Source organism: Desulfovibrio simplex (assembly GCF_055387835.1).
The window spans coordinates 2,203,447-2,228,480 of record NZ_AP042377.1; the positions used below are offsets into that span (position 1 = coordinate 2,203,447).

Consider the following 25,034-nt stretch of genomic DNA (forward strand, 5'->3'; position numbering starts at 1 on the left):
AAAAGACGGATTGCGCGCCCTCTCAGGCGTTGCCGTCAACTATATGGACGCGCGTCTTCTTGCGCAAGCGGCCTGCCAGAAGGGCCATGTCAGGATCGCGCAAAATTCCCAGACACAGAATCCAGGCCAGTACGCCGCCCGTAATGGCCAGACAGAGCGACGGCCACAGCCCCAGGGGTTCCGCAAAACGCACAAGCCCCTCGGCCGCGAGACCTGTAAGGCCTCCGGCCAGCACGTGCCGCCACATATCCTTCCAGCCGGGCAACCAGGGCGGCGCGCAAAAGCGGTTGCGGCCCGGCGACCGCATCCGGCCGCCGTCATTGTCTGGCAATGCCCTTTGCAGAAGGACCAGCAGCAGACCGCACTGCAACCAGAGGCCAAGGCTCACGGCCAGCGCCGGAGCCATGCCGCTGTGCTGCGGCCCGAGAACGCGGGCCAGGGCAAGCCCGGCGGCCAGTGTGCCGCCCACAGCCCACAAGGCGCTCATGGCCGTACGGCGTACAAGCCCCAGAGCGTTGCAGGCCGCCAGCAGCGAACGGTTGCAGGCAAAGGCGGGCAGGCCGGGCACATACGCCAGCAGGGCAAGGCCCGTCTCCCTGGCGGCCTGACTGTCAAAAGCGCCGTGCCCCAGCAGTCCCGTGACCAGTTGCGGCCCCACTGCCCACAAACCGGCGGCCGCCGGCAGACTGAGCATGACGGTCAGACGCAGGGCCGTGGAAAGTTGTGCCACGAACCCGGTAAAATCTTTTTCCGCCGCCAGTCGGCTCAGGGTCGGCAGGCTGGCCATGCCAAGGCAGACGCCCACGAGCCCCAGAGGCAGTTCAAGCAGTCGTTCGGCATAATACAGGGCGGCCACCTGCCCCTGCCCCAACCCAGAAGCCAGCGTCATGGCGGCCAGCATGGCAAGCTGCGGCGCGGCGGCTCCAAGAACGCCTCCGGGCAGCAGGGCCAGACAGCGCCATGCGCCAGCCGAGATCTCACGCTCAGCACGGGCATCCGCCGCACTTGCGGCTGACTGCACGCCCGTGCGGCTCTCACTGGCAGCCGTGGCATACGCGCGGGGGGCACTGTCCGGCAAAAGGCGGCGCACCGCCAGCCATTGCGCCAGCCACTGCGCCAAACCGCCGCAAAGCATGCCCGCCGCCAGTGCCTCGGCTGGCGGACAAAGCCGTAATGCCGCCGCCACAGCGGCAAGCAGCATGACGAGATTGAACAAAGCCGGAGACAGGGCGGGCAGCCAGAATACGCCCATGCTGTGCAAAAGGGCCATGCCCAGCGCAGCCATGCCCGCCGCCAGCACATAGGGCAGGCAGATGCGCAGCAGCACCACAGTACGCTCCAGTTCCGGTCCGCTGAAGCCGGGAGCCAGCAATCGGGCCAGCCAGGGCGCGGTGGCCAGGCTCAGCAGGGTCAGCAGCAAAAGCGCCAGAGCAAGGCGCAGCGACATGGCGCGGGCCAGAAGCCGCAAGGCCGCGTCGCCGGATTTTTCCGCCTCGCCGTCACAGGCGTCAGGGCGCGCGCCATAACGAAATCCGTCGCCCTGACGCAGACGCACCAGGCTGGCCGTAAGCGTCATGGACAGGGAGCCTTCGCCAAGCAGCCGCCGTAACACGTGGGGCAGGCGCATGGCCGCCACCAGTGCGTCTGCGGCCGCGCCTCCGCCCAGAAGCCACGCCATGCTCATGTCGCGCGCAAGCCCCAGCAGGCGGGAAAAAAGCGCAAAACCGCCAAGAAGGGCCGCAGTGCGGGCCAGGCCGGAGCCATGCGTGTTTTGTTGCTGACTGTGCATTGACATGGCCTGCAAACCGGGTTTTGGAACCATCATTTCAAATGGACGCCGTGGCCGCCGCACTCCGCATACGCCCCACAAGGACGTGATCGGGACGCGGGCCGTCAGCCCGTTACCCGACCTGACAGCCCTTATGGTCGCTCGCCATGAAGACGTACACGCAGTTTATCCGCACGTAACGCGCCGAAACGGGCATGGCGAACCCCTTGAGACTGTACATCCAGAGCATTTAACACTTGAAGTGCTCGCGTACGGCAGGCAAAAGCCTGCCTACTCGCATTTCGTGGCAAGGATTTTCCTGAAAATCCTTGCAGAGCAGTCAACTCATTTCATTCGTAAAATGCTCTAACGCTGCACGAAAGTGCAGCGCGCCACAACGTAGCGTGAATTCAGCCGAAAATCGCATTTTTCGGCTGAATGAAAACTTTGAAATGTGAAGCATTTCAAAGTTAATCTGGTCTAGGGCCGATGCGGGTCCGGCTCGGATTTCCAGGAACGCACGACCTCGCGCACAAGAGCGTTCTGCTCTTCGGGCATATCCTTGAAGGATTCGGCGAACACGTGGATGCGCGTTCCCCCGCGTGGAGCGAACAGGCCCTTGACGCGGCACCAGCAGGGATGCAAAAGCGTCCGCAGGTCATCCAGCACATTGTTGGTGATGGTTTCCATAAAGGACTGATGGTTGCGAAAGGCGAACATGTAGAGCTTGAAGCTTTTGGACTCAACGCAAAGCTCGCCGGGGATGTATTCGACGGTGATGGTGCCGCAGTCGGGCTGGCCAGTCACCGGACAGAGCGAGGTGAATTCGGGAAAGCTGATGCTGATGACATAGGGACGCTGCGGAAAACAATTGGGAAAGGCCTCCAGCTGGGCCACGCTCGGGCCCCCTTCCGGGGTGGAAAGACGGCCTGTGCCAAGAACCTTCAGGTCCTGGGTCTGATCCTGGCTACGAGTGGTCATGACTTTGAACTCCTTGAAAAAGATGCCCGGCACCATCCCAAACCGAGAAGGTGCGGGCGCGTATGGGACTTGTAACCCATCGCGCTTGCGGCTACAATATTCTATTATACACTTGAATCCTATACCAGCCATACGGATTTTCCGGAGCATGCATGAATATTCTGATGCACCTACACGCCTGCCAGCGCGGGCAATGCCTGCCGCTTCTGCCCGCGGGCGCGCCCCTTGACGGACATATGCCGGGCCATGGCCTCATGGCCCCGGAGCAGTGGGCTCTGCCCACGCTCGCGGTAGGGACCACCCTTTGCGGCGCCTGCGGCACGGCCCTGCTCAAGGTGACCGGGCGGGTCTGGCTGGCCGTGCCGGTCAGCCAGGGCGGTGTTGCCCAGGCATGCGTCATTGACGCAACGCGCCATGCCGCGCACTGCCTGCTGCTGACGGCGCTTACCGATCTGCCCGAAGGGCCGCTGGAACTGACCCCCCGCAAGGACGGGCACAGCCTGGCCTGGGTGACCCTTTCTGACAAGGGTTCGCGCGGCATGCGCCAGGACTTGAGCGGCCCCGCCATTGCCGAGGCCGTGGCCGCAGCCATGCCCCTGTGCCACAGCCAGGGGTTCGTGCTGCCTGATGAGGCGGTTCAGTTGCGCGCCCTGCTCACGGAACTGGCCCTGAGCCACGGGTATGACATTATCTGCACCACGGGCGGCACGGGGCTGTCCCCGCGCGACATCACGCCCCAGGTCACGGAAACCCTGCTTGACGCCAGCCTTCCCGGCTTCAGTCAGGCCATGCTTGCGGCGAGCATGGCCAAAACGCCGCACGCCATCATATCGCGCGCCGCGGCGGGAATACTTGGGCAAAGCATCATCATCAACCTGCCGGGCAGCCGCAAGGCGGTTATTGAAAATCTGGCGGCCGTGCTGCCAGCCCTGCCTCACGCCCTGGGCAAGCTTCAGGGCGATACGGTCGACTGCGGCGGCTAGGCAGCACCAACACAGCCATCCATTCTTTCCGGGTTGTCGGTCAACCCTGGAACAGTTTTGTCCTGCGGCCGCGCCGCGCACAGGCATATGCCAGCAGTCGGGCGGGAACGGACATCAGGAAGGCGCGTCCTGCATACGAAATCGCCCCAAGGAGAAACCATGCGCTTCAAAAATCCCCTCGGCCGGGTGTCCCTGTCTGTGGACACCCTGTCAGCGCCCTTCGGCAAGTTTACCGATATCTGCCGCATGATCAAGATCGAGCATTCCGTCTTTGCCCTGCCCTACGCCTGGGCCGGGGCCGTGCTGGCCGCCCGTGGGCTGCCGCCGCTGTGGACCCTCTTTTTTCTGACCATAGCCATGGTGGCGGCACGCTCATTCGCCATGGCCTTCAACCGTCTGGTTGACCTGCCCTTTGACCGCGACAACCCGCGCACGCAAAACCGCCCCCTGGTCACAGGAGCCGTCACCACCAAACAGACCTGGGCCTTTTGCGCCTTCATGTCCATCATTTTTGTGGTGGCCTGCGGCTGCATCAATCAGGTCTGCCTGTGGCTGTCGGTTCCGGCGCTCATTTTTTCCGCCATCTACAGCATACTCAAGCGCTTTTCGGCCATGTGCCATTTCTGGCTGGGCGCGACCCTGGGCCTGGCCCCGCTGGCGGGGTGGCTCTCGGTAAGCCCGTCCAGCCTGACCATGCCCCCCCTGCTGCTGTTTCTGGCCGTCACCTTCTGGGTGGCCGCCTTTGACATCTACTATGCGTTTCAGGACATGGACTTTGACATGGCCTTTGGCCTGCATTCCATCCCCGCCACCTGCGGCGCCGACACGGCGCTGGCGCTGGCGGCTTTTTCCCACGCCATGACGTCCATTTTCCTGCTGCTCGCCGGTTTTTCCGCCGGTCTGCACTGGCCCTGGTATGTCGTCTGGCTTGGCATCACCACCATGCTCTTTGTGGAGCACAGGCTTATGAAGCCGCAGGACCTGCGGCACGTGAACACGGCCTTTTTCACGCTTAACGGCATCATCTCGCCCGTGGTGCTGATCGGCGTGATCTTGGGCATTTACCTGTAGGACATTTCATGCCACGCAAAAAACAGTACCAATGGCACGCCAAGGACGATAACGGCGATTCGGATTTTTCACAGCCCAGCCGCTCTGCGAAAAAGCGGGAAAGCCTCGCCCTGCAGGCTCTGGGCGAAGAACTGGCCCGTCTTGCCCCGCAGGAAGCGCAGGCTCTGAATCTGCCCCCGGACCTTGCCGAGGCCCTGGCCTTGTATGCCCGCCTGCGCGACCATGAAGGACGCCGCCGCCAGATGCAGTATATCGGCCGCCTCATGCGCGAAGCCGACGCGGAACCCATCCGGGCCGCTCTTGACCAGCGCAAGGAAACCTCCGCGGCCGCCACAGCGGCCCTGCACAGGGCCGAACAGTGGCGTGAGCGCCTGCTTGCCGCCCCCGAGGCCGAACTGGACGATCTGCTGCAAAGCCTGCCCCGCCCCCGTGCGCCAGAATCCGGCCCGGATCAGGATGGCGGGCAAGCCGCGCGCCCAAAGGGCAAACGGCCCCTCGGCACGGAGGAATTGCGCAAGCTTGTGCTTCAGGCCCGTAAGGAAATTGACGACAAGGCCGCGCCCCATGCCCGCAGGGCGCTCTTTCGGGCGCTGCACGGTCTGCTGACCGCGCAAGCCGCCGCCGTGCGCCCGGAACAGGGATAATTTTGCCTTATTCCAGCAAAAATGCTTGACGCTTGAGAAGTCATGCGCTAAAAGCTTTCTTCGTTACAACGCCCTTGTAGCTCAGTCGGTAGAGTGCATCCTTGGTAAGGATGAGGTCAGCAGTTCAATCCTGCTCAAGGGCTCCACGAAATCAACGGGTTACTGTTCACGCAGTGACCCGTTTTCTTTTGTGCACATGACTCTGCGCACATTCCCAATTTCGACGGGCACTCCACGCGAGGCGCAGCCAGCGCCTCCGCAGCAATGGCATAGCCGCCCGGCTGGCCGTATACCGAGACATTCCCGCTCACTACCGCGCAATAGGCTTGTTGTGGCAAGGCCGCGATGTGTGCTACATTTTTTCAGTAGCAACGCCATTGGCCACGTTGCATGTCAGGCTGCGCCCAGCGCCCACATGCGAATCAGAAATGCGCGCTGCAAACATGCCAGCATCTGCCTGTTAGATTTGCTATTATTTAAAATTATGGCAGCATGTTGCGGCTAAGTCAGGCTTTGTAGCAAAACTGTCACACTACTGTCTGGAATGTAAAAAATGCCAGTGATAGCGTCCTTTCCACAAGTCCCAATACGTGGCCATTCAAATCAAATTTGCTCCAGACAGTCGACACGGCTTTGTGTCGCGCCCCTGAAATCTGACCCGACACGCCCCCAGTTGCGCCATCCATGAAAGGAGTTGAATTTGTCCGCAATACGTCTTGAAAACGTATGTAAGCAGTGGGGGGCAACCCACGCTGTAAAGAACGTATCCTTTGAAATCAATGAAGGCTCGCTGCTTGTGCTGCTCGGGCCTTCGGGCTGTGGAAAATCCACCACACTGCGTCTTATAGCCGGGCTTGAAAACGTTTCCAGCGGGCGCATCTACATTGGCGACCGCGACGTTACCGACCTGCCTCCGGCGGAGCGCCATCTGGCCATGGTGTTTCAGTCATACGCGCTTTTTCCGCACCTCACCGTGCGGGATAACATTCTCTTTGGCCTCATGGTGCGCAAAGTGCCGAAGGCCGACCAGAGCCGACGGCTGGACAACGCCGTTGACGTGCTCGGACTCTCCGGCCTGCTGGACAGAAAACCCTCCGCCCTTTCCGGCGGGCAGCAGCAGCGCGTGGCCCTTGGCCGCGCCATTGTGGCCGAGGCGGCCGTGTGCCTCATGGACGAACCGCTCTCCAACCTTGATGCCAAGCTCCGGCTCGAAATGCGGCGCGAAATCCGCGATCTGCAGCAGCGCCTTGGCATGACCATGGTCTATGTGACCCACGACCAGACGGAAGCCATGAGCATGGCCGACACCATCATTCTGATGCAGTACGGTCATATTGTGCAGAACGACGTCCCTGTCGCCATGTATTCCAAACCCGCCACCACCTTTGCGGCCAGCTTTATCGGCACGCCGCCCATGAATCTTTTGAGCGTCGCCATGTGCAACGGGCAGGCGGTCATCAAGGGCAGCGAATGCTGCCCCGTACCGGGCGCTGTTGCCGCCGAATGCACGCTGGGCATACGCCCCGAGCATATTCAGGTGACGGACGACGGCCCGTGGGAAGCCGAGGTGCTGAGTGTGGAATACCTTGGTGCGGATTCCGTGCTGGCATGCAGCCTGGGCCAGCAGCAGGTGGCCGTGCAGCTGGCGGGCAACCCAGGTTTCAAGATCGGCCACAAGCTGCGCTTGAATTTTGCCGCCGATGCCACGCACTTTTTTGAGGCGGAATCAGGCAAGCGCCTGTGCGCAGGCTAGGGCACGGGCCTGCCTGGGCGGCGAACGCCACTGCAGACTGCCGTTCTTCTGGTATAATTACTTGTTTTGATAAATAGTTGCTCCCAATCAATAACATTCAGACCATAGTACGAGTACAGCCACCTAACCCTTTGAGGAGAAATCCATGAAATGTATTCGCGCGTTGTTTTTGGCAATTTTCTGTATCTGTCTGAGTGCTGGCAGCGCACTGGCGGCCCGGACCAACCTCACGTTCTATTTTCCCGTTTCAGTGGGCGGCCCCATCACCAAGATTGTTGAGGGCATGACCCAGGATTTCATGAAGGAAAACCCCGACATCAAGATCACGCCCGTATATTCGGGCAATTATCGCGATACGCTTACCAAGGCTCTTACCGCCCAGCGCGGGGGCGAGCCGCCGCACGTGGCCGTGTTGCTTTCCACCGACATGTTCACCCTCATCGACGAAAACGCCATTGTCTCCTATGACGAAATCGTGGGCAAAGACAACATGGCCTTTACCAAGGACTACTTTCCCGGCTTCATGCGCAACAGCCAGACCGAAGGCAAAACCTGGGGCATTCCCTTCCAGCGCTCGACCATCGTGATGTACTGGAACAAGGATATGTTCAAGGATGCCGGTCTTGATCCTGAAAAAGGCCCCGCCACCTGGCAGGAACTGGTCGAAATGGGCAAAAAGCTCACCAAGAAGGATGAATCCGGCAAAGTCACCCAGTGGGGCGTTGCCATCCCCAGCACCGGCTATGCCTACTGGATGCTCCAGGCCCTTGCCATCACCAACGGCGTTGAGCTGATGAACGACGCGGGCAACAAGGTTTTCTTCGACAATCCCAAGAACATCGAGGCCCTGCAGTTCCTCACCGATCTGGCCTACAAGTACGAAGTGTCGCCCAAGGGCACCATTGACTGGTCCACCACGCCCCGCGATTTCTTTGAGCGCAAAACCGCCATCATGTGGACCACCACAGGCAACCTCACCAACGTGCGCACCAACGCCAAGTTCCCCTTCGGCGTGGGCATGCTGCCCGCCAATGCCCGCCTTGGCTCGCCCACCGGCGGCGGCAACTTCTACATTTTCAAAAACTCCACGCCCGAAGAACGCAAGGCCGCCGTCAAGTTTGTGCAGTGGATGACCACCGCCGAACGCGCCGCCCAGTGGGGCATCGACACCGGCTATGTGGCCGTGCGCCCCGATGCGTGGAAGACCGAACGTATGGAAAACTACGTCAAGGGCTTTCCCTATGCCGCCGTGGCCCGCGATCAGCTGGCCTACGCCGTGCCTGAGCTCTCCACCCACGAAAACCAGCGCGTGACCAAGGCTTTGGATGACGCCATTCAGGCCGCCGTTAACGGCTCCAAGAAGTCCGACGCCGCCCTCAAGGACGCCCAGCGCGAAGCCGACCGCATTCTGCGCCGCTACCAGAAGTAAGTACTGTGCTGCCAGGGGGGTATCCCCCTGGCAGCTTTTCAGAATTTTATCAGATGCAAGAGAGCAGCCCTATGTTCAAACCGGAAACCATGCGGCAAATCAACGCATGGCTGCTTTTGCTACCCGGCTTTGCCCTGGTGGTGACGTTCACGCATTTTCCTGCGGTGAGCACGTTTATCCACAGTTTTTTTATGGATGGCCGGGGGGGAGCGCCAGCCCAGTTCGTGGGGCTTGAGCAGTACCGTTATCTGCTGGATGACGAGGTCTTTCTCAAATCGCTGCGCAATAATCTCATCTTTGCCTTCTGCACCATCCCCTGTTCCATGTCGCTGGCAATGCTCATGGCCTTTCTGGTCAATGCGCGGCTGACCGGGCAGGCATTTTTGCGCTTGTGCTACTTTGTGCCCACCGTGCTGCCTATGATCGCCGTTGCCAACATCTGGCTGTTTTTTTACACGCCCGATTACGGCCTGCTTGAGCAATTACGCTTTTTTCTGGGCGCGACCACAGGCATAAACTGGCTGGGCAGCGAGCAGACCGCCCTGTTTTGCGTCATCACCGTTGCCGTGTGGAAGGACGCTGGCTTCTTCATGATCTTCTACCTCGCGGCCCTGCAGCAAATCCCGCCCAGCCTGGCTGAGGCGGCCATGCTTGAGGGCGCATCGCGCTCCTACTATTACCGCCGCGTGGTCATCCCCCTGCTGATGCCCACCACGCTTTTTGTGCTCATCAACGCCACCATCAACGCCTTCCGCATGGTGGATCACCTCTTTGTGCTCACGCAGGGCGGCCCCAACAACGCCACGTCGCTGCTGCTCTACTATATTTACGAAACCAGCTTCAAATTCTGGGATACGGGCTATGGTGCAACGCTGACCATGATACTGCTGGCCTTTCTGGGGCTAGCCGCCTTTGTGCAGTTTGGCATCATTGAAAAGAGGGTGCACTACAGATGAACGAACAGCGCAATATGTACGACAGCCGCGGGTTTTCGCGTGTGCTGGACACCACTGCAGCCTGGATGCTTGCCATTCTGTGGGCCTTGCCGCTCTTTTACGCCATCTGGACAGCCTTTCACCCGGCGGAGTTTTCTACCCGCTTCAGCCTGACGGCCCCGCTGACGCTTGAAAATTTTGCCAATGCCTGGAAGGCCGCGCCCTTTGCCCGCTATTTCGTCAATACCATCATGCTGGTTACACTGACCACGGGCATGCAGCTTGTGCTCTGCACCCTGGCGGCCTACGCCTTTGCCCGGTACGATTTCAAGGGCAAGGGCATCGCCTTTGCCCTTATTCTCATGCAGCTCATGATCATGCCCGACGTGCTGGTGGTGGAGAACTACTCCACCATGTCCAAGATCGGCGTGCTTGATTCCACCCTTGCCATCAGCCTGCCCTACATGGCCTCTGCCTTTGGTATTTTTCTCCTGCGGCAGACCTTCAAGAGCGTACCCAAGGAACTGGAAGAAGCCGCCGCCGTGGAAGGGGCCAACACCCTGCAGGTGCTCTGGCACGTGTACGTGCCGCTGGCCAAGCCCACATACGCGGCCTATGCCCTGGTTTCCATCAGCACGCACTGGAACAACTTTCTCTGGCCGCTCATTGTGACCAATTCCGTCAATTCACGGCCGCTTACAGTTGGCCTGCAGATATTCTCGTCCACGGAACAGGGCGTGGACTGGACAATCATTACCGCTGCCACGCTTATGACCTCCGGCCCGCTGCTGGTGGCCTTTCTGCTGTTCCAGCGGCAGTTTGTCCAGTCGTTCATGCGGGCTGGCATCAAATAGGGCAAGGCAACTTTGAAATGTCCTGTGGGGGAGGAACCCTTTTGCAAAAGGGTCCCTCCCCCACACCCACACCCCCTAAAACTCTTATTGTATTTTAGTGTGATAGAATGCGTTTTCTGATTGGAAGCCGGGGGGATACAGAGACTGTGCCTTTCAGGCATCACACCATCTCAATGTTAGAGCATTTTCACTTTGAAATTGCTCTGGCGACTGCGTGAGCAGGCGCCCGCAGCGAAGGCGTAAGCGCAGCTTCAGCCGTTGCCCGCAGGGCTTACGGATGAAGACAGCACCGCTATTTATTTGCGCTGTTAAGCGCCGAAGCATGCGTGTCTTAAACTTTGAGAATGTCCATTCTCAAAGTTAATCTGGTCTAATCTGAGCAAAAAAGCCCCAACGGTCGCCGGTTCGGCAGCCGTTGGGGCTTTACGCTTAATGCGCGGCAATCAGGCCAGTTTTTCAATACGCAAGGGGATGCCCTGGCGCACGGCACTGCCGGAATCGCTTTCCGTCAAGGCGGAAAAGCCCTTGCGGCTGGGGTCGTCCGGCACAAGGTCATTGAGGTTGACGCCCGCTGCGGCCCCTTTGAGCGCGACAATGCGCCCGCCGTCCACCACTATGTCCCCTGCCCCCAGAGCCTTGTGCCCAAAGCCGTGCTCAACACCCACAACACCGCGCATGATGCCGTCCGTCACGGTGGCCTGCGCCGTTTCCGCGCCGCCGGGCGTGACCAGACGCACCATGTCGCCATGGGCAATACCCAGCGCATGGGCATCGTCCTTGTTGACCATCACCATATTGACCGGCTTGATGGAGCGCAGACGCGGCGAAATGATGGCGTAGGAGTTTATGAGGTTGGACTTGAAAGACACCATGAGCAGGGGATATTCCTTGTCCGTCCAGCGCGCGCGCAAGGGGGTTCCGTCCGTAAATTCCGCATCGCGCAGTCGCGGAATACCGCTGTAATGCCTGCCGGTCTGCGAATGCACGGCTGTGGCCGCTTCTTCGTTATAAATGCACATGGCCCGCGTCCAGCGGCTCTTGGTCGTGTCGCCTTCATAGCTGTCGGCAGCAGGCTCGTAGCGCCCGCCACGGCTGTAAAGATAGGCCACAGGCCCCTGCTCTTCGGGCTCAAGCACCTTGATAATATCGGCCATTATGCGGCCGATGCCCGAAAGCTTCACGTCCTGCTCAGTGGGTGAAGGCAGGGTTTTGCCTTTGAAAAAGGCCATATTTGCGGCAAGGCGCAAATAATAATCCTGCGGCGTGTGCAGCGGGTGCAGTTCGCCAGAGGCATCAGGAATGGCCTTGTCTCCAAAGCCGGGCAGATTCATGCGCTTGGCTGCCTCGATCAAAAAAAGCTCCATGCATACGGGCTGTCCGGAGGCCGACTTTTGCTGACGCGGCTCAATGGCGGGCCAGCGCGCCGTGGACATGCGGGTCAGCACGCCGCTCCATGCTTCGGCAAAGCCGCCCCACACCTCATACAGACAGGGGTCTGGCACAAGATAGTCCGCATAGGCGTTGGTTTCGTTATGAAAGGCGTCAATGCCCACAATGAGGGGCAGATCCTTGGGGTCTTTCAGCTTGGCGTCCAGCGCCCGCTTGAGCCCGCCATGACCGTAAATCACATTGCCTGTCCAGTTGATCCAGCATTTGAAGGTAAAGGGATAGCCGTTGGCGTGGCCCAGCAGGTGCTCGGCGGGCAGATTGGGCGCAGTGAGCGGAAACCAAGGCATTGCGGCAGGATAAGGGGATTCCCCGGCCTCAACCTTCTGCTTGTAGGCAGTGGATTTTTCGTACGCCGCCTTGCAGCGGTTGGCCGGAAAACCCTTTGGCTCCTTTTTGCCGGGAAAATCCGCCATATTGTAGCGCGGACCGGAAAAGGCGGGATTGTGGAAATTACCGGGCGCGACGCACAAGCCCCCCTTGGCGTTGAGATTGCCGATGAGCGTATTGAGGGTCAGAACGGCAAAGGTGGCGTTCATGCCAGTGGCGGTCATCATGCCGCCATGAGCGTCCGCCGCCGCTTTTTTACCGTGGGCGGTAAATTCCCGTGCCAGATCAATGATGGTTTCGCTGGCAACGCCGCACAGGGCCGCATATTCCTCAAGTGAATGCGCCAGGGCTTCTTCCTTGAGCAGCTGCAGGGTCGTGGCGGCCTGAACCCGTGCGCCGCCCGGCAGCGTCACTTCGCCGTTGAAAAACAGCGCCGCTTCCGCGCATTTGTCCGCAGCCAGCAACTCGCCAGAGGGCGAAAGCACAAGCGCTTCACCGGGCAGGGGCTTTCCGTCCGGACCCTTGCTATCGGCCTGCGGCGGCACGCGCAGTATCTTGCCCTGTTCTGGGCCTGAAAGACACACAAGGTGTGTGGCATTGGAAAAAGCGGCCTCGCCGGCATCCGTGGCGGCCTTGAGCGTGGGGCGGCAGAGAAAGTGCGCGTCGTAGCGCTCGTTTTCAAGTATCCAGCGGATCATGCCCAGAGCCAGGGCCACGTCCATATCGGGCCGCACAGGAATCCAGCGGGCCTTGTCGCGTACGGCGTCGGTGGTGGAAAACCGCAGAACCGGGTCCACCACGGCATAGTGCAGTTTGCCGTTGGTGCGGGCCTCCGCCAGCATGCGCGCCGAATGCTTGAAGGGATTGCCCGCCTGCGCGGGCGCGGTGCCCCAGAACAGGGCAAACTCGCAATTTTCAAAATCCGGTTTTGCGTGCGTGTTGGTAGCCATATCATTCAGCACAAGGCCGGAGCCCATGCGGAACGACAGGCCGCAGTACGCGCCGTGCTTGCCGAAATTACGCGTACCGTACGACTGTACGCCAAAACGCTGAAAGAAAAAGCGTTCGCGGCCATCATCCAGCGCATAGGTCAGCAGCAGCCGGTTGGAGTGCGGTCCGAATTCCGGGTTCTGGGGACTGGCCGGGCCGGGGGTTTCGCGGATGGCCCGCAGCCCGTCCACGTGGCCTTCGCCAAAAAGGTCGCCGCCCTCAACCACTTCTTCAACAAGCTGCTCAAAGGGAATGGTCTTCCAGCGGCCTTCACCGCGTTTGCCCACCCGCTTGAGGCAGTGGGTAATGCGAAAAGGGCTTGCCGAGGCGTCAATCATGGCCGCGCCGCGCCCGCAAACGGTAGAGCGGCGTTCATGCCCCGTGGGTTCTTCCTCCCCCTTGCCTCGGGCAGAAAGTCCGCGCAGCGCCTCGCTCACAGGCATGCTCATGGGCACGGCGTGCGATGCGGAAAGCGGGTTGTACGGATTGCCCGCCACGCGAACGACCTTGTCCTGCGCTTCGTCAATGTGCAGGCGCACGCCGCACATGGTGCAGCAGCCCCAGCAATGGTTAAAGGCAACGCGGCTGCCCTTGCCCAGCGCCACAGCGCCGTCTTCGGCCACGGTAAATTCCGGCCGCAGGGCGTTTTTGTTGATGGGGTCGCGCACCGGTTCACCGGCGGTGCCGTTCATTACGCCACCAATAATTTTTTTGCTTGCGCCTGCAGTGGCGGCGGCCACCGCGCCCGCGCCAAGAATCACCGCGCCTGCGCCCAAAAGATTGCGTTTGTTGTTGTCCATCAGTGTATCCGTCTAAATTTGTTTGGCCTTGGAGGCGGAAGGCAGCAGGACAGGCAGAACCGTCGCCAGAACAACCATCAGACCAACGGTGCCGCCAAAAGCGGCCAGCGCGTCCAGCGTGAGGAGGTCGGCAAAGGCTTCGCGCGCGGGATACAGCGAAGCGTTGCGCCCGAATATTTCGCCCATGTGAATGATCTTCCACAGCAGCAGTATGGCGGAAAGCAGCGCAAACGAGCCTCTGGTCGCAAGGCGGGCCAGACTGCCGCTGCCGAGCAGCAGTGTGCAGAGGGCCAGCAGGGCCGACAGGGCCTCAGGAGCGTGCCACCACATACCCACAAAGGCGGCATACCCCTGCGGCGCACGCACCAGCAGGGCCAGCACAGCGCACAGCAACTGCAACATCAGGCACACACTGCCAAGCTTCAGTAATGGTACAGCGTGGCTGCCACCGCGATTAAAATCATCAAAACGCAGGCGCAGCCAGATCAGCAGAACCAGACCGCTGGCAGCCGCAAGCCCGGCAGCGGTCAGCACCACCGACGACCAGTACCCGACCCAGAGAACCCGGCCCACGCAGGCCCGGACTTCGCCCGTGGCATAGGCCATGGCCAAAATGCCCAGGGCTGCCGCAGCAAGGGCCACGGCACGATTGGCGGCCTGTTCCCTGCCGCTCTGCCAGAGCACTGTCAGAACGCACACAAGGCAGAGGGGCAGAATATAGGCCCCCCAGGCTGTCCAGGAGCTGAATGAGGGATGTGCGGCAAATTCCCATACGCGCAAGGGCTGCTCAAGCGGCACAAATACGCCCATAAGCCCGCAGGCCAGAGAAATGCAGCTTGCCAGCGCCAGCACATGCACCATAAAGGGCTTTGCCCGGCGAAGGGCGGCGAGCCCCGCGCCAAAAGCGCTCACGCCTCCGGCAAGAATCATGGTCAGGGCCAGAGGTTCCCACGCGCCCCACTCCGGCCTGTTGACAAAGGGCACAAGGTCAATAAGTTCGTGCATGCTACGTCCTCTCCAACGGTGTGATAGGCATTGGCTGCGGAATGGAATCCGAGCGGGTAAAAAACCTGTCCAAGCCAAGATAAAACACATGAGGATCGGTAGATTTTTCGGGATACAAAACGACAACCTTGCCCTTGTACGCGGCCAGCATTTTGCTGACAGAGCCTTTGGGATCGCGCAGATCGCCAAAAATTCGCGCGCCGCCAACACAGTTTTCCACACAGGCGGGCAGAAGCCCGGCGGCAGTCCGGTGAGCGCAAAAGGTGCACTTGTCTGCGGTGTGGGTTTCCCGATTCAGAAAACGGGCGTCATAGGGGCAGGCCTGCACGCAGAACCCGCAGCCGATACAGGTTGCGGCGTCGATCAATACGAGGCCGTCTGCTCGCTTGAACGTGGCGCCCACAGGGCACACGGGCACGCACGGGGGATTTTCGCAATGGTTGCACAGACGGGGGATGACGGCCACCGAGGGCTCTTTGTGCTCCGAGGGGACGCCGCCCATGGCATATTCGCTCACCGTGGTGCGGAAGTTCCCCAGCGGCACGGCGTTTTCGACCCCGCACGAGACCGTGCACGACTGACAGCCAACACAACGCCTCAAATCAATCACCATGGCGTATCGAGATTTACTCTCACCCGCCTCGGCAAATGCGCGGCCCGGAAGCAGCGAAGCCGCACTGACGCAGCAAAGAGAAAGGAATGTTCGACGTTGCATCAAGTCTCCAATTTTTACAGCTAGATATGCTATACCAGGATAGTCGCTATTACACATGCGAACCCATTCTGACGCATAATAGTATAGCTTGGTCTTGTATGAAGAGGGGGTTTCCGTGTCAACATTGGCATTTTGTGCACAATCATGGCGCTACTGGCGCTACTAGCGCGTCAATATCACCAATCCTGTCGTAAAATACAGCCATGCTTATGGATCAAGGACTATTACGGAAACATTTTACCTGTTTTTTCACATTGATATAAAAAGAGCATCAAGGTGGCGGTGCGGGTAAAGTGATGCCGGCAACAACATTGTTCTTGTGACGTTGATCGCGATCAAGGGCATGCCCTTACTCTTTTGCCGAATTATTTTTTGTCGGCGCCAAGCCTCAGGCCATGCCCAGCCGCTACCCTGCCCGCTGGTTCACGCTGCATCGAGCTTCCTGGTCGCGCGGCATTCAAGTTCCGGCATGCACAGCTAACGCTTTATCGGGATTTGCCGATAATCAGGTTGAGGTGCCTGACTTTTGACCAGTAAAAGCAGCAGAGGCGTAGTATGGATTTTTTTGATCAACTCATGGCGTATTCGTTCCTGAAAAGCGGCAGCCTGGAGCTTTTGCTTGATAACATGCCTCAGCGGGCAACAGCGCCGCGCGGCAAGTCCGGCAGGCAGATGATGGCCGAGGCTCTGACAGGAAAAATCAGGAGCAACTCCGCCATGCTCCGGCAAGGCGCCCAAAATGCCTCCGAGGCTGCCGCCATGGCAGACAGTATCGCAAACGCAGCCTCTTCCCTGAGCGCCACATTGGCTGAAATGCTTGCCCTTGCTCAAAAAGTGCAGGCAGACCCCAGCCAGAGCGCCACGGCAGGCCCCGCGTTTCAAACCCTGGCAACCACACTTGCCGCCACGGTATCCGGCACGCAATACAACGGCATATCCCTTTTGGACAGTGCTGGCTGGGGCACGGACAAGCGCCTGACAGTCAGCACTGATGGCGCCACGGCCACAGTGCCAATACAGTTGGGCTATGGAACCTCAAAATTTACCCTGTATAATCTGTCAGGACTGAAAGAATTGACGACGGTAGACCTGAGCACCATCCTGCCTGCGGATTTGACGGCGCTTACGGATTCTCTTGCAGACTACGGCAATATCCTTGCCGCGCTCAATACAAATTACACGTCGCTGGCAACGTCGTATACAAGTGAACAAAGTTTTATGAATGAGCAGGCTGAAATACTTGCCCGCGCGGCAAAAAACGCTCTGCCGGATGAAATTGATCCTTTATTGCGCAGCCGGGGCGGAATACTCTCTTCCCTGGGCTGATGCCTTTCTGCTTTTACCTCGGCCGCGCGGCTCCTGAACCTGGCAACACGGAGTACTGCGGCGCTGTTTGCAATCATTCCTCCACCCCCTGCCCGTGGCTCCTCCAGCGCAAGGCCCCGGCAGGCACGATTTGCCAGGGCTTCATACGCGCTACGCTCCTCACCATTGCATTGCCTCAACCATAGTTATGAGCTATGGATAAAGGTCTTGCATGCACAAACCTGAACCACGGTACTTTCCACTCTTCTGCACTATCCTGAAGCAGGCCGATGTTGAGAATGTGCATTCTCAGCGCGTAGAACATGTTACCCTTGAAAAGGGCGCATATTCCGCCCCTGCACGAAAGTGCGACTCGCCGTAAGGTGGCTGGATTCACGAAGGCTTCAGCCGTTGCGACGCAGGAAGCGACGGATGCTTCAAGCGTTGTGACGCAGGCTTCAGCCGTTGTGACGCAGGAAACTACCCTTGAAGACAGCACGTGTAACGACACGGCTTGCCCCATACAATCGCTGTCGCCATCCGTACGCCCTGCGGGCGCGTTAGCCGTTGCAGCGTCAGCGGCTTACGGATAACGACAGCGAACCTTTAGGTAAGATTTTTGCGTAACTCATTGCCGTCTTTATCCGTAGCTTCGCGGCAGTCGTTGGCGAGTCTGCGAGCCTTACGAATGGCGACAGCGATTGTATGGAGTGAACGGTGTAGTTACTCAGGCTGTCTTTATCCGTAGCTTCCTGCGTCGCAACGGCTGAAGCCTGCGTCACAACGGCTAAAGCAACGGCTGCCGCAAAGACAGCATTGGTTATCCGTAAGCGGCAAAGACCCGCTAACGGCAGCCGAAAATCGCATTTTTCGGCTGCATGAAAACTTTGAAATGTGAAGCATTTCAAAGGTAATCTGATCTGGCAGGAGACACTATGGCAGACATATTGATTTTATTGCTGGTCTTTGGCGGCATTGCAGTTTTCTATCTGCTTGCCCTCAAAAAAGGCTGGCTGCCCATAGACCGCATGAATTGTGGCTGAGTGCCCTTCGACAAGCGGCGTGCCCAGCTTGAAGAAGATGAACGCAGAAAAGCAAAAGCGAAACAACGAAAAAACGGATGACCCGGCAAGCCGGGGCAAAGAGGTCTCGTGCCCGCAACGGCACAGTCTTTCAATAGCATTCTTTCAACAATACGTGCCCAGCCCTGGCGGCCTGCGGCTGGGCCGCATGCCCTTCAATGCGCGACACCCATGTGCGCCCCGATGCTTTTCAGGGGCGCACTTTTTTTGCGCCGTCCGGCACCCCACGCGCTGCACGACAATTCTCCATAAGCGCGCGCCTGTCCGCAGCCGCGATACCCTTCCCTTCACATATGCCCTGCCCAGTGCACATGCCCTGCCTTGCACGACAGATCGTCAAAGGTCAGGGGCAAACCCTGCGTGCGCCGCCGGGACGTGTTGCCCCAGAAACGCCGCTGCGCTGTTTTTAAAATAAAATTCTTCTGAAATCGCGCAATTTTATGCCGCAGGGCCAGTCAGCGCTTTGTGTCATTATTGCGCGCGCCCATCGGCCGCCGCGCCCGACCGTAACATTTGTCAGCGTGAGACTCTGCATTCAAAACAATAATTATTTATATTACAAATTATTACGAATAGCACCCCGCAACACGCCCCAACCGCCACCTTACGCAAAAACCTGTCATACCGTCACCGTATTGTCATATTGGAACGCTACTTCTTTGGGCAATCCATCATCCTACCGGAGACTGCATATATGCCCACGCCGTCAGTGCCAAACCCACCTGCTTCCGGCAATGAACCGCTGGTCCTGTGCCCGGGCCCGCGCCCCCTGGAAAAACCTCTGGCCGCCATGCGGGCCGCCGCACGCGCCGCCGCGCGCGCAACCGCGCTGGCAGCGGAGGAACGACAGGCCCTGTGGGATATTTTACATAACAAAAGCATCCACAGTGTGCTGCAACCCATAATCTCCCTGCGGGACGGCTCCATTTTTGGCTTTGAAGCGCTGGGGCGCGGCCCTGCGGGCAACCCTCTCGAAAGTCCCGAAGCCCTCATCAACGCGGCCCTGCGCCACGGACGCATGCTTGAGCTGGAACACCTGTTCCGCTACAGCGCCCTCAGGGCGGCACGGCAGATCGCCACGGGCATACGCCTGTTCCTCAACGTCAACCCCAACATTATACAGGATCCGCATTTCGGCGTGGGCTTTACCAAGGAATACCTCACCCGCTTTGCCCTCAGCGCCGAAGACATGGTTTTTGAAATCACGGAACGCGAATCCGTGGACAACCTGCGCGGCTTCAAAAAAATCATCGAGCACTACAAGGCCCAGAACTACCAGATAAGCATCGACGACGCGGGGGCCGGATATTCCGGCCTCAACCTCATTTCAGATGTGCAGCCGCACTTCATCAAGCTGGATATGCGCCTCATCCGCGGTGTGGACAAAGACCTCACCCGTCAGGCGCTTATCAAGAGCATGCAGGAATTCGCCTCTCTGACCAATACGCGCATCATTGCCGAGGGCATTGAAACGGAAGAAGAAATGGCGACCCTGATCAGCTTCGACGTGCCCTACGGTCAGGGCTACTTCATCCAGCGCCCCGCACTGCATCCGCAGCCCATTACGGAACATGTGGTGCGCTTCATCCACCGCGAAAACAAGATAAAGAACCGCTTTTTCGGCGCGCGCGTACACAAGTTCCACGTGCGGCACATCATCCGCCCCGGCTTCACCATTCCCCCATCCCTGCCTGTGCTGGAGGCCGCCGAGCGCTTTGAGCATGACGACAGTCTGCAAGGCCTGTGCGTGGTGGACGAGGGCAAGCCCGTGGGCACCGTCATGCGCCACCGCCTGCACCGTCAGTTAAGCGGGCGCTTCGGGTTTTCGCTCTTTGCCGGAAAAACCGTCGCTTCGGTCATGGACAGGGGATTTTTAAGCGTCGACCACCAGACCACCATTGACGTCGTCTCCCGCCATGCCATGCGCCGCGAGAACAACCAGATCTACGACTTTGTCACCGTCACACGCGACGGCAAATACGTGGGCATCGTCACCGTGCGCGAACTGCTTGAAAAAAGCATCGAGCTTGAGGTGGCCAACGCGCGCCAGCTCAACCCCCTCTCCGAACTGCCGGGCAACGCCCTCATCGACATTGAGCTGGAACGCCTTGTACGGCTCAACCTGGACAAGAGCGTTCTCTACTTCGATATCGACAACTTCAAGGCTTACAACGACAAATACGGCTTCAAAAACGGCGACCGCGCCCTCAAGCGCCTGGCGTCCATTATATCCGAGAACACGCCTCAGGGGGATTTTGTGGGGCACATCGGCGGCGACGATTTCATAGCCGTCACTGACCGCTCCGAAGCTGAAAAGGTCTGTCAGGGCATCATCAGCGCCTTTGCCCAGGGCGTGTCCGCCTACTACAACGCCGAAGATTTCCAGAACGGCTACATTGAAGGCAAAAACCGCAACCAGCAGGAAGAGCGCTTTCCCCTCATGTCCCTGACCATTGTGGGCGTATGCGCCACCTGCTTTCAGAGCAGCTTTGACCTGGCGCGGGCCGCCGCCAGCCTGAAAAAGCGCTGCAAGCAGCTGGCGGGCAACAACTACATGTTTGACGACTGCCAGGATACCCCCGCAGCCGAAGCCAGCACGAAATGACAACCGCACCCGCGCACAGGCCCTCCCACAGGATGGCGGCGGCCGTTGATGGGCCATGGACGGATTCGGGTGCTAACCATAATAAGGACTGAGGATGCCAATGAAGCTGAGCGCAAAACTGGTTCTTTCGTTTTGCAGCATCATTTTTTTTATGGTGCTTCTTTTTGCGGTCTATATGCGCAACAGCCAAAAAATCACCGCCACCGTCGACCACATCACGGAAACCGTCATCCCTTCGGTGGTGGCTGTTCAATCCATGAATGCCCTGCTTTATTCCATGCGATCAGATCTGGCTGCCGTAAGTACCCGCACAGACAAAGTGACCATCACCGAGTATACCTCACGTATCAATCGAGCCCTGCGCGCCCTGGCCGAACACGAAAAAAACTACACTCAGCTGGCGGCCCGTCCCGTGCCCGAAGAATGTGCCCTGCCAGAGGACGCCAGCACATCCGGCCAAAATGACGAAACCCGGACCGCGAGCCTGTCGGAACTGCTGGAACGCATAGCCGCCGCCACGCAGGAAGACGCCCGGAACCGCCAGCAGATTATCGAGCACGCCAAGGAAGGCGAAAGCGAAGAGGCCGTGGCCCTCTTTGACCGCAGCAGGGCCAACTTCCTGCGGCTGGCGCGGTTTTACGAACAGGTGCTTGACCGGGATACGGCCCGCAGCCGCCAGGCCGCCGAAGCCGCGCGCCATATTGCCAAGCAGTCGCAAAACATGGCTGTGGCCCTTACCGGGACGGCGCTGCTGTTCAGCGTTTGCGTGACCTGCCTGCTGATTTTTTCCGTCAGGCGCCAGTTGGGCATAGACCCCGGCCAGCTCAACATGCTTGCGCAGCGTGTGGCCAGCGGGGATTACCAGACGGACGCCGACGGTGGCCCCAAAAATCGCCGGGGTGTGTATGCCTCCATCATGTCCATGGTTGGTTCGTTGCAGGCGCACATCAGCAATGCCGACGCACAGTCGCAGATGGCCCTGAGCCAGTCGCAACGGGCCGAAGCGGCCCTGCGTGAAGCCGAGGACGCGCGGGCGCAGGCGCAGGGCAGAACAGAAACCCTCCTGCACGCAGCCGCGCAGCTTGAGGGCGTCGCCCATAACCTGACGGCCGCATCCGACCAGTTGACGCGACAGATAGAGCAGTCCAGCCAGGGGGCCACGGCCACGGCGGAAAATCTGGACGGCGCCGCCACCGCCATGGAGCAGATGAATATCACGGTCCGGCAGGTGGCCGACAATGCCGGGCAGGCCGCGCAGGCCTCAGCCGGAACGCGGGCAAGCGCCGAGGAAGGAGCGCTGGTCGTGCGGCAGGCTCTGGACAGCATCAACAGGGTCAACGAAGTTTCTGAGCGGCTCAAGACCGACATGGATGACCTTAACGCCCGCGCCCGCGACATCAGTCGCATCATGGGATTCATTTCCGACATTGCGGATCAGACAAACCTGCTGGCCCTCAACGCCGCCATTGAAGCGGCCCGTGCCGGGGACGCCGGACGCGGCTTTGCCGTGGTGGCCGACGAGGTGCGCAAGCTGGCGGAAAAGACGGTGACGTCTACCCAGGATGTGGGAGCCGCCATCACCGCCATGCAAAAAAGCACGGCCCACAGTATGTCCTCGCTGGACGAAGCCGTGGCCCAGGTCAAGCTGGCCACAGCCAGCGCCGGCAAATCCGGCGCCGCCCTGGAAGCCATCGTGAGCATGGCCGACACCACGGCGGGCCAGGTAAGCGCCATTGCCGCCGCCAGCGAAGAGCAGTCCGCCGCCAGCGAAGAGGTAAACCGCACCATCAGCAGCGTCAGTCAGGCGGCCAGAGAAAGCGCGCAGGACATGGCCGAGGCTGCCCAGGCCGTGATCCACCTGTCGCAGCAGGCAAAGACAGTGGAAAATCTTGTGGAAAGACTGCGCAACAATGGGTGAGCTTGAGAATGGTATGTTGAAACGCTTTGTGGGGGAGGGACCCTTTTAAAAAAGGGTCACCTCCCCCACGCTCTCTCCCCCTAGACCAGATTAACTTTGAGAATGGACATTCTCAAAGTTTAAGACACGCATGCTTCGGCGCTTAACAGCGCAAATAAATTGCGCTTACGCCTTCGCTGCGGGCGCCTACTCACACAGTCGCCAGAGCAATTTCAAAGTGAAAATGCTCTAAAATTCTTATTGTGCGTCAGCGTGGCGCATACGCGCTGACGGATGTTGCATGGCGTGTCTGACATCTTGGCCTGCGCATGGCAATACCGCTCGTTCCTCGTCGCACAGACGTTTTCGCGACGGCCCACAGGCAGCGTCGCTATGTGCAGAACCAATGCGCAAGCCCCAACGTACGGATGCCGGACAGCTTTCGCTGTCCGGCATCCGTGCGTTGGCATGACTGCCGCAGAGCGGCATTGAAGATTACGGTTTGGCGGTTTTTTCGGCCGCGGCGGCTTCACGCGCGGCGGGGCTCATGTGGCAGGGGCGGCAGCCCTTGAACTGCGGGAACTTGCCGGGATTTTCAGCCGCCAGCTTCTTATGGCAGCCAAGGCAGGAACGGTCGCCATTCTTGGAATGGAAGGCCATGAACATGCTCATGGGATCACGCTCGCGCGCGCCGGGCGTGGCATGGCATTCGGTGCAGGCAACATAGCGGCCGTCACTGCCTTCTTCGTGGTGGCAGTGAAAACAGGAGATGCCCTTGTGCGCCGTATGCGGGAACATGACATTCATGCGCTTGGAGCCGGAAGCTTCAATCTCAATGGGTTTTTTGATGACTTCCGACATCTCCTTGACGCTGCGGGCCTGCGCTCCGCCGGCACACAAAAGAGTCAGGGCAAAAAGAGTGATGACCAAGGTTTTCATGAACAAGCTCCTCCTGAGGTAGTAGACCTTCATGTCTTGACGCATGCGGAGCGCCCTTACCGGGCGGCCGCCGGGTCTCGTCCGCAGCCCCATAGCGTTGGACGCGCTCCCTCCCGGTTACCCGGTTCGGCATGCTTTCGGCCTTTTCAGAACATATGGCAAAAGAAAATTTCGTTCTCCGGCAAGGAAGGAATTTTTAGCGAAGGCCGCGTTCTACGCCAGCATTGCGGTAAAAAGCCCGGCTCAGCCGCAAAACAAAAGCTCCTTGTTGCAGCGTGTCTGACACAAATTCTGGCGTCTTCGCCTTCCGTCAGGCGGTGCGGCTTGGTACCGCCGCGCCTTCCGGCCTGCTGCCGCCACGCGACGGCAAAACCGCCAGTCCAACTTAAAAAGTATTCCAGAACGAAGGCTTGAGCGGGCGCAGCTTTTTGCGGGCCGCCACCATGTCCAGGTGCATCATGCCAAGGGCCAGCGCGTCAAGGTCGGGGGTTCCCTCCCGTTCACGCAAATCCACGGTGGGACAATAGCTCTTGCACTTGGTGCACCAGTCCAGCCGCTCTCCCTGAGCCGCCTCGCTTTCGCGCAGCATTTCCATCACGCCTGAGCCATCTTCGCCGCATGAGGGACAAACGCGACGCATAAACTTCCAGTTAGCGCCACACAGGCTGCAATGCAGATGCTTTTTGCCGCCGCCGCCCGCGAGGTACGCGTTTTTTTCATCCAGAACCGGCTTGTCCAGCCAGCCTATGCTGGCAAAGCTGCCGCACACGGGGCAATAGCCCTGCTTCCACTGGCTGCCCACGTCCCAGGGCGCCTCCCCTTCTTCAGGCAGGCTCTGCGCCACAAGGGCGCGCAGAACAGGCGCAAGCACAAATCCAAAGGCGAACAGCAGCACCGAAGGATCAAGGCCATGCTGCTCCGCAAGGCGCGTCTCTTCCTCACTGTTGCCCGAAAGCATGGCCTCGGCCAGCGATTCACGCGGGTCGGGCTTTGCCTTGGTCGTAGTTTTTTTCCTGGAGCCCTTCTTCACCGGCGCAAGCAGCAGGGCTTCCAGCGCGGAGATATGCGGGGCCATGGCCTCAAGCCCGGCCAGCAGGGGCAACAGTTTTTCGGCGCTGCCGCGCAAGGGCGCGGCAAGGCCATTCAGAGGCATGCCGGCCAACAGCGAAAGCCCCCGCGTCGTGGCTTCGGCCTGAAGCTCCGGCAGGCGCAACCCTGTGGCGCGTACGCTGTCGGCCAGATCTTCGGCCAGTTGGGCCTGGGCGGTCAGCAAAGGTTCAAAAGCCCGCAGTACGGGTTCCAGAACGGGACGGCGCGCCGCCACGTCCTCCAGGGTTTTTGCCACGCTTTGGCGGGATAAGGCCATTGATGCTCCAAAACCCGGAGGCCGCGACCTCCGATCGAAAGGTGACAGCGACGCACAGGAAGCCCCACGCGCCACACTTGATACAGAGCCGTACCCGACCGCCGGGGCGGCAGGCCAGCTTCCGGAGAAAATGGTT

18 protein-coding genes and 1 tRNA gene are annotated in these 25,034 nt (G+C 59.7%); 12 read left to right on the forward strand and 7 right to left on the reverse strand.

Features of this window, described 5'->3' with window-relative positions; genetic code table 11:
- Window positions 1-22: 22 nt before the first annotated feature.
- Both murJ and queF read right to left on the reverse strand, forming a co-directional pair.
- Window positions 23-1,789: a murein biosynthesis integral membrane protein MurJ gene (murJ, locus tag ACZ5DH_RS09150; protein WP_464253994.1), complete on the reverse strand. Its 1,767-nt coding sequence runs from the start codon at window positions 1,787-1,789 to the stop codon at window positions 23-25.
- A 459-nt stretch (window positions 1,790-2,248) separates the two neighbouring features.
- On the reverse strand, window positions 2,249-2,749 hold the full coding sequence (gene queF / locus ACZ5DH_RS09155) for a preQ(1) synthase (RefSeq protein ID WP_464253995.1): 501 nt from the start codon (window positions 2,747-2,749) through the stop codon (window positions 2,249-2,251).
- Window positions 2,750-2,901: 152 nt separating this feature from the next.
- On the opposite strand from queF, the gene ACZ5DH_RS09160 reads away from it, so the two are divergent.
- The 8 genes from ACZ5DH_RS09160 (at window position 2,902) to ACZ5DH_RS09195 (ending at window position 10,418) form a co-directional block, all read left to right on the forward strand.
- Entirely contained in the window at window positions 2,902-3,732 is an 831-nt protein-coding gene (locus ACZ5DH_RS09160; protein WP_464253996.1) for a MogA/MoaB family molybdenum cofactor biosynthesis protein, read from the forward strand.
- Between the two features lie 159 nt (window positions 3,733-3,891).
- Entirely contained in the window at window positions 3,892-4,803 is a 912-nt protein-coding gene (locus tag ACZ5DH_RS09165; RefSeq protein WP_464253997.1) for a 4-hydroxybenzoate octaprenyltransferase, read from the forward strand.
- Between the two features lie 8 nt (window positions 4,804-4,811).
- Entirely contained in the window at window positions 4,812-5,447 is a 636-nt protein-coding gene (gene yjgA, locus ACZ5DH_RS09170) for a ribosome biogenesis factor YjgA (RefSeq protein WP_464253998.1), read from the forward strand.
- A 70-nt stretch (window positions 5,448-5,517) separates the two neighbouring features.
- A tRNA-Thr gene (locus ACZ5DH_RS09175) sits at window positions 5,518-5,593 on the forward strand.
- Between the two features lie 554 nt (window positions 5,594-6,147).
- Complete coding sequence (locus ACZ5DH_RS09180; RefSeq protein ID WP_464253999.1) at window positions 6,148-7,200, forward strand: ABC transporter ATP-binding protein; 1,053 nt, start codon at window positions 6,148-6,150, stop codon at window positions 7,198-7,200.
- A gap of 145 nt (window positions 7,201-7,345) precedes the next feature.
- Window positions 7,346-8,629, forward strand: a complete 1,284-nt coding sequence (locus ACZ5DH_RS09185) for an ABC transporter substrate-binding protein (RefSeq protein WP_464254000.1) — start codon at window positions 7,346-7,348, stop codon at window positions 8,627-8,629.
- A gap of 71 nt (window positions 8,630-8,700) precedes the next feature.
- A complete protein-coding gene (locus ACZ5DH_RS09190; protein ID WP_464254001.1) occupies window positions 8,701-9,585 on the forward strand; it encodes a carbohydrate ABC transporter permease in 885 nt (294 codons plus the stop codon).
- Entirely contained in the window at window positions 9,582-10,418 is an 837-nt protein-coding gene (locus ACZ5DH_RS09195; RefSeq protein ID WP_464254002.1) for a carbohydrate ABC transporter permease, read from the forward strand. Before ACZ5DH_RS09190 ends, ACZ5DH_RS09195 begins: the two co-directional genes overlap by 4 nt.
- Window positions 10,419-10,861: 443 nt before the next feature.
- Here ACZ5DH_RS09195 and ACZ5DH_RS09200 read toward each other — a convergent pair whose 3' ends face one another.
- The 3 genes from ACZ5DH_RS09200 to dsrO are packed head-to-tail and all read right to left on the reverse strand — an operon-like array spanning window position 10,862 to window position 15,761.
- Window positions 10,862-13,984 carry a molybdopterin dinucleotide binding domain-containing protein gene (locus ACZ5DH_RS09200; protein ID WP_464254003.1) on the reverse strand — a complete coding sequence of 1,041 codons (3,123 nt, stop codon included), beginning with the start codon at window positions 13,982-13,984 and terminating at the stop codon, window positions 10,862-10,864.
- A gap of 12 nt (window positions 13,985-13,996) precedes the next feature.
- Window positions 13,997-14,989 (reverse strand): polysulfide reductase NrfD, encoded by a 993-nt coding sequence (locus ACZ5DH_RS09205; protein WP_464254004.1) that lies wholly within the window; start codon window positions 14,987-14,989, stop codon window positions 13,997-13,999.
- Between the two features lies 1 nt (window position 14,990).
- Complete coding sequence (gene dsrO / locus ACZ5DH_RS09210) at window positions 14,991-15,761, reverse strand: sulfate reduction electron transfer complex DsrMKJOP subunit DsrO (protein WP_464254005.1); 771 nt, start codon at window positions 15,759-15,761, stop codon at window positions 14,991-14,993.
- A 498-nt stretch (window positions 15,762-16,259) separates the two neighbouring features.
- Here dsrO and ACZ5DH_RS09215 point away from each other — a divergent pair, with 498 nt between their 5' ends.
- The 4 genes from ACZ5DH_RS09215 (at window position 16,260) to ACZ5DH_RS09230 (ending at window position 22,614) form a co-directional block, all read left to right on the forward strand.
- On the forward strand, window positions 16,260-17,030 hold the full coding sequence (locus ACZ5DH_RS09215; RefSeq protein WP_464254006.1) for a hypothetical protein: 771 nt from the start codon (window positions 16,260-16,262) through the stop codon (window positions 17,028-17,030).
- Window positions 17,031-17,455: 425 nt separating this feature from the next.
- On the forward strand, window positions 17,456-17,602 hold the full coding sequence (locus tag ACZ5DH_RS09220; RefSeq protein ID WP_464254007.1) for a hypothetical protein: 147 nt from the start codon (window positions 17,456-17,458) through the stop codon (window positions 17,600-17,602).
- Window positions 17,603-18,785: 1,183 nt separating this feature from the next.
- Complete coding sequence (locus ACZ5DH_RS09225; RefSeq protein ID WP_464254008.1) at window positions 18,786-20,696, forward strand: EAL domain-containing protein; 1,911 nt, start codon at window positions 18,786-18,788, stop codon at window positions 20,694-20,696.
- Between the two features lie 100 nt (window positions 20,697-20,796).
- Window positions 20,797-22,614, forward strand: a complete 1,818-nt coding sequence (locus tag ACZ5DH_RS09230) for a HAMP domain-containing methyl-accepting chemotaxis protein (protein ID WP_464254009.1) — start codon at window positions 20,797-20,799, stop codon at window positions 22,612-22,614.
- Window positions 22,615-23,088: 474 nt separating this feature from the next.
- Here ACZ5DH_RS09230 and ACZ5DH_RS09235 read toward each other — a convergent pair whose 3' ends face one another.
- Both ACZ5DH_RS09235 and ACZ5DH_RS09240 read right to left on the reverse strand, forming a co-directional pair.
- Entirely contained in the window at window positions 23,089-23,532 is a 444-nt protein-coding gene (locus ACZ5DH_RS09235; RefSeq protein ID WP_464254010.1) for a cytochrome c3 family protein, read from the reverse strand.
- 385 nt (window positions 23,533-23,917) lie between these two features.
- Window positions 23,918-24,898, reverse strand: coding sequence for a formate dehydrogenase accessory protein FdhE (locus ACZ5DH_RS09240; protein WP_464254011.1), 981 nt, complete (start codon window positions 24,896-24,898; stop codon window positions 23,918-23,920).
- Window positions 24,899-25,034: the final 136 nt, after the last annotated feature.

What these genes read in the sequence shown, in the direction of transcription:
- murJ (WP_464253994.1), bottom strand. Translation starts at nt 1,789, where the DNA reads ATGCACAGTCAGCAACAAAACACGCATGGCTCCGGCCTGGCCCGCACT.
- queF (WP_464253995.1), bottom strand. Translation starts at nt 2,749, where the DNA reads ATGACCACTCGTAGCCAGGATCAGACCCAGGACCTGAAGGTTCTTGGC.
- ACZ5DH_RS09160 (WP_464253996.1), top strand. Translation starts at nt 2,902, where the DNA reads ATGAATATTCTGATGCACCTACACGCCTGCCAGCGCGGGCAATGCCTG.
- ACZ5DH_RS09165 (WP_464253997.1), top strand. Translation starts at nt 3,892, where the DNA reads ATGCGCTTCAAAAATCCCCTCGGCCGGGTGTCCCTGTCTGTGGACACC.
- yjgA (WP_464253998.1), top strand. Translation starts at nt 4,812, where the DNA reads ATGCCACGCAAAAAACAGTACCAATGGCACGCCAAGGACGATAACGGC.
- ACZ5DH_RS09185 (WP_464254000.1), top strand. Translation starts at nt 7,346, where the DNA reads ATGAAATGTATTCGCGCGTTGTTTTTGGCAATTTTCTGTATCTGTCTG.
- ACZ5DH_RS09190 (WP_464254001.1), top strand. Translation starts at nt 8,701, where the DNA reads ATGTTCAAACCGGAAACCATGCGGCAAATCAACGCATGGCTGCTTTTG.
- ACZ5DH_RS09195 (WP_464254002.1), top strand. Translation starts at nt 9,582, where the DNA reads ATGAACGAACAGCGCAATATGTACGACAGCCGCGGGTTTTCGCGTGTG.
- ACZ5DH_RS09200 (WP_464254003.1), bottom strand. Translation starts at nt 13,984, where the DNA reads ATGGACAACAACAAACGCAATCTTTTGGGCGCAGGCGCGGTGATTCTT.
- ACZ5DH_RS09205 (WP_464254004.1), bottom strand. Translation starts at nt 14,989, where the DNA reads ATGCACGAACTTATTGACCTTGTGCCCTTTGTCAACAGGCCGGAGTGG.
- dsrO (WP_464254005.1), bottom strand. Translation starts at nt 15,761, where the DNA reads ATGTGTAATAGCGACTATCCTGGTATAGCATATCTAGCTGTAAAAATT.
- ACZ5DH_RS09215 (WP_464254006.1), top strand. Translation starts at nt 16,260, where the DNA reads ATGGATTTTTTTGATCAACTCATGGCGTATTCGTTCCTGAAAAGCGGC.
- ACZ5DH_RS09225 (WP_464254008.1), top strand. Translation starts at nt 18,786, where the DNA reads ATGCCCACGCCGTCAGTGCCAAACCCACCTGCTTCCGGCAATGAACCG.
- ACZ5DH_RS09230 (WP_464254009.1), top strand. Translation starts at nt 20,797, where the DNA reads ATGAAGCTGAGCGCAAAACTGGTTCTTTCGTTTTGCAGCATCATTTTT.
- ACZ5DH_RS09235 (WP_464254010.1), bottom strand. Translation starts at nt 23,532, where the DNA reads ATGAAAACCTTGGTCATCACTCTTTTTGCCCTGACTCTTTTGTGTGCC.
- ACZ5DH_RS09240 (WP_464254011.1), bottom strand. Translation starts at nt 24,898, where the DNA reads ATGGCCTTATCCCGCCAAAGCGTGGCAAAAACCCTGGAGGACGTGGCG.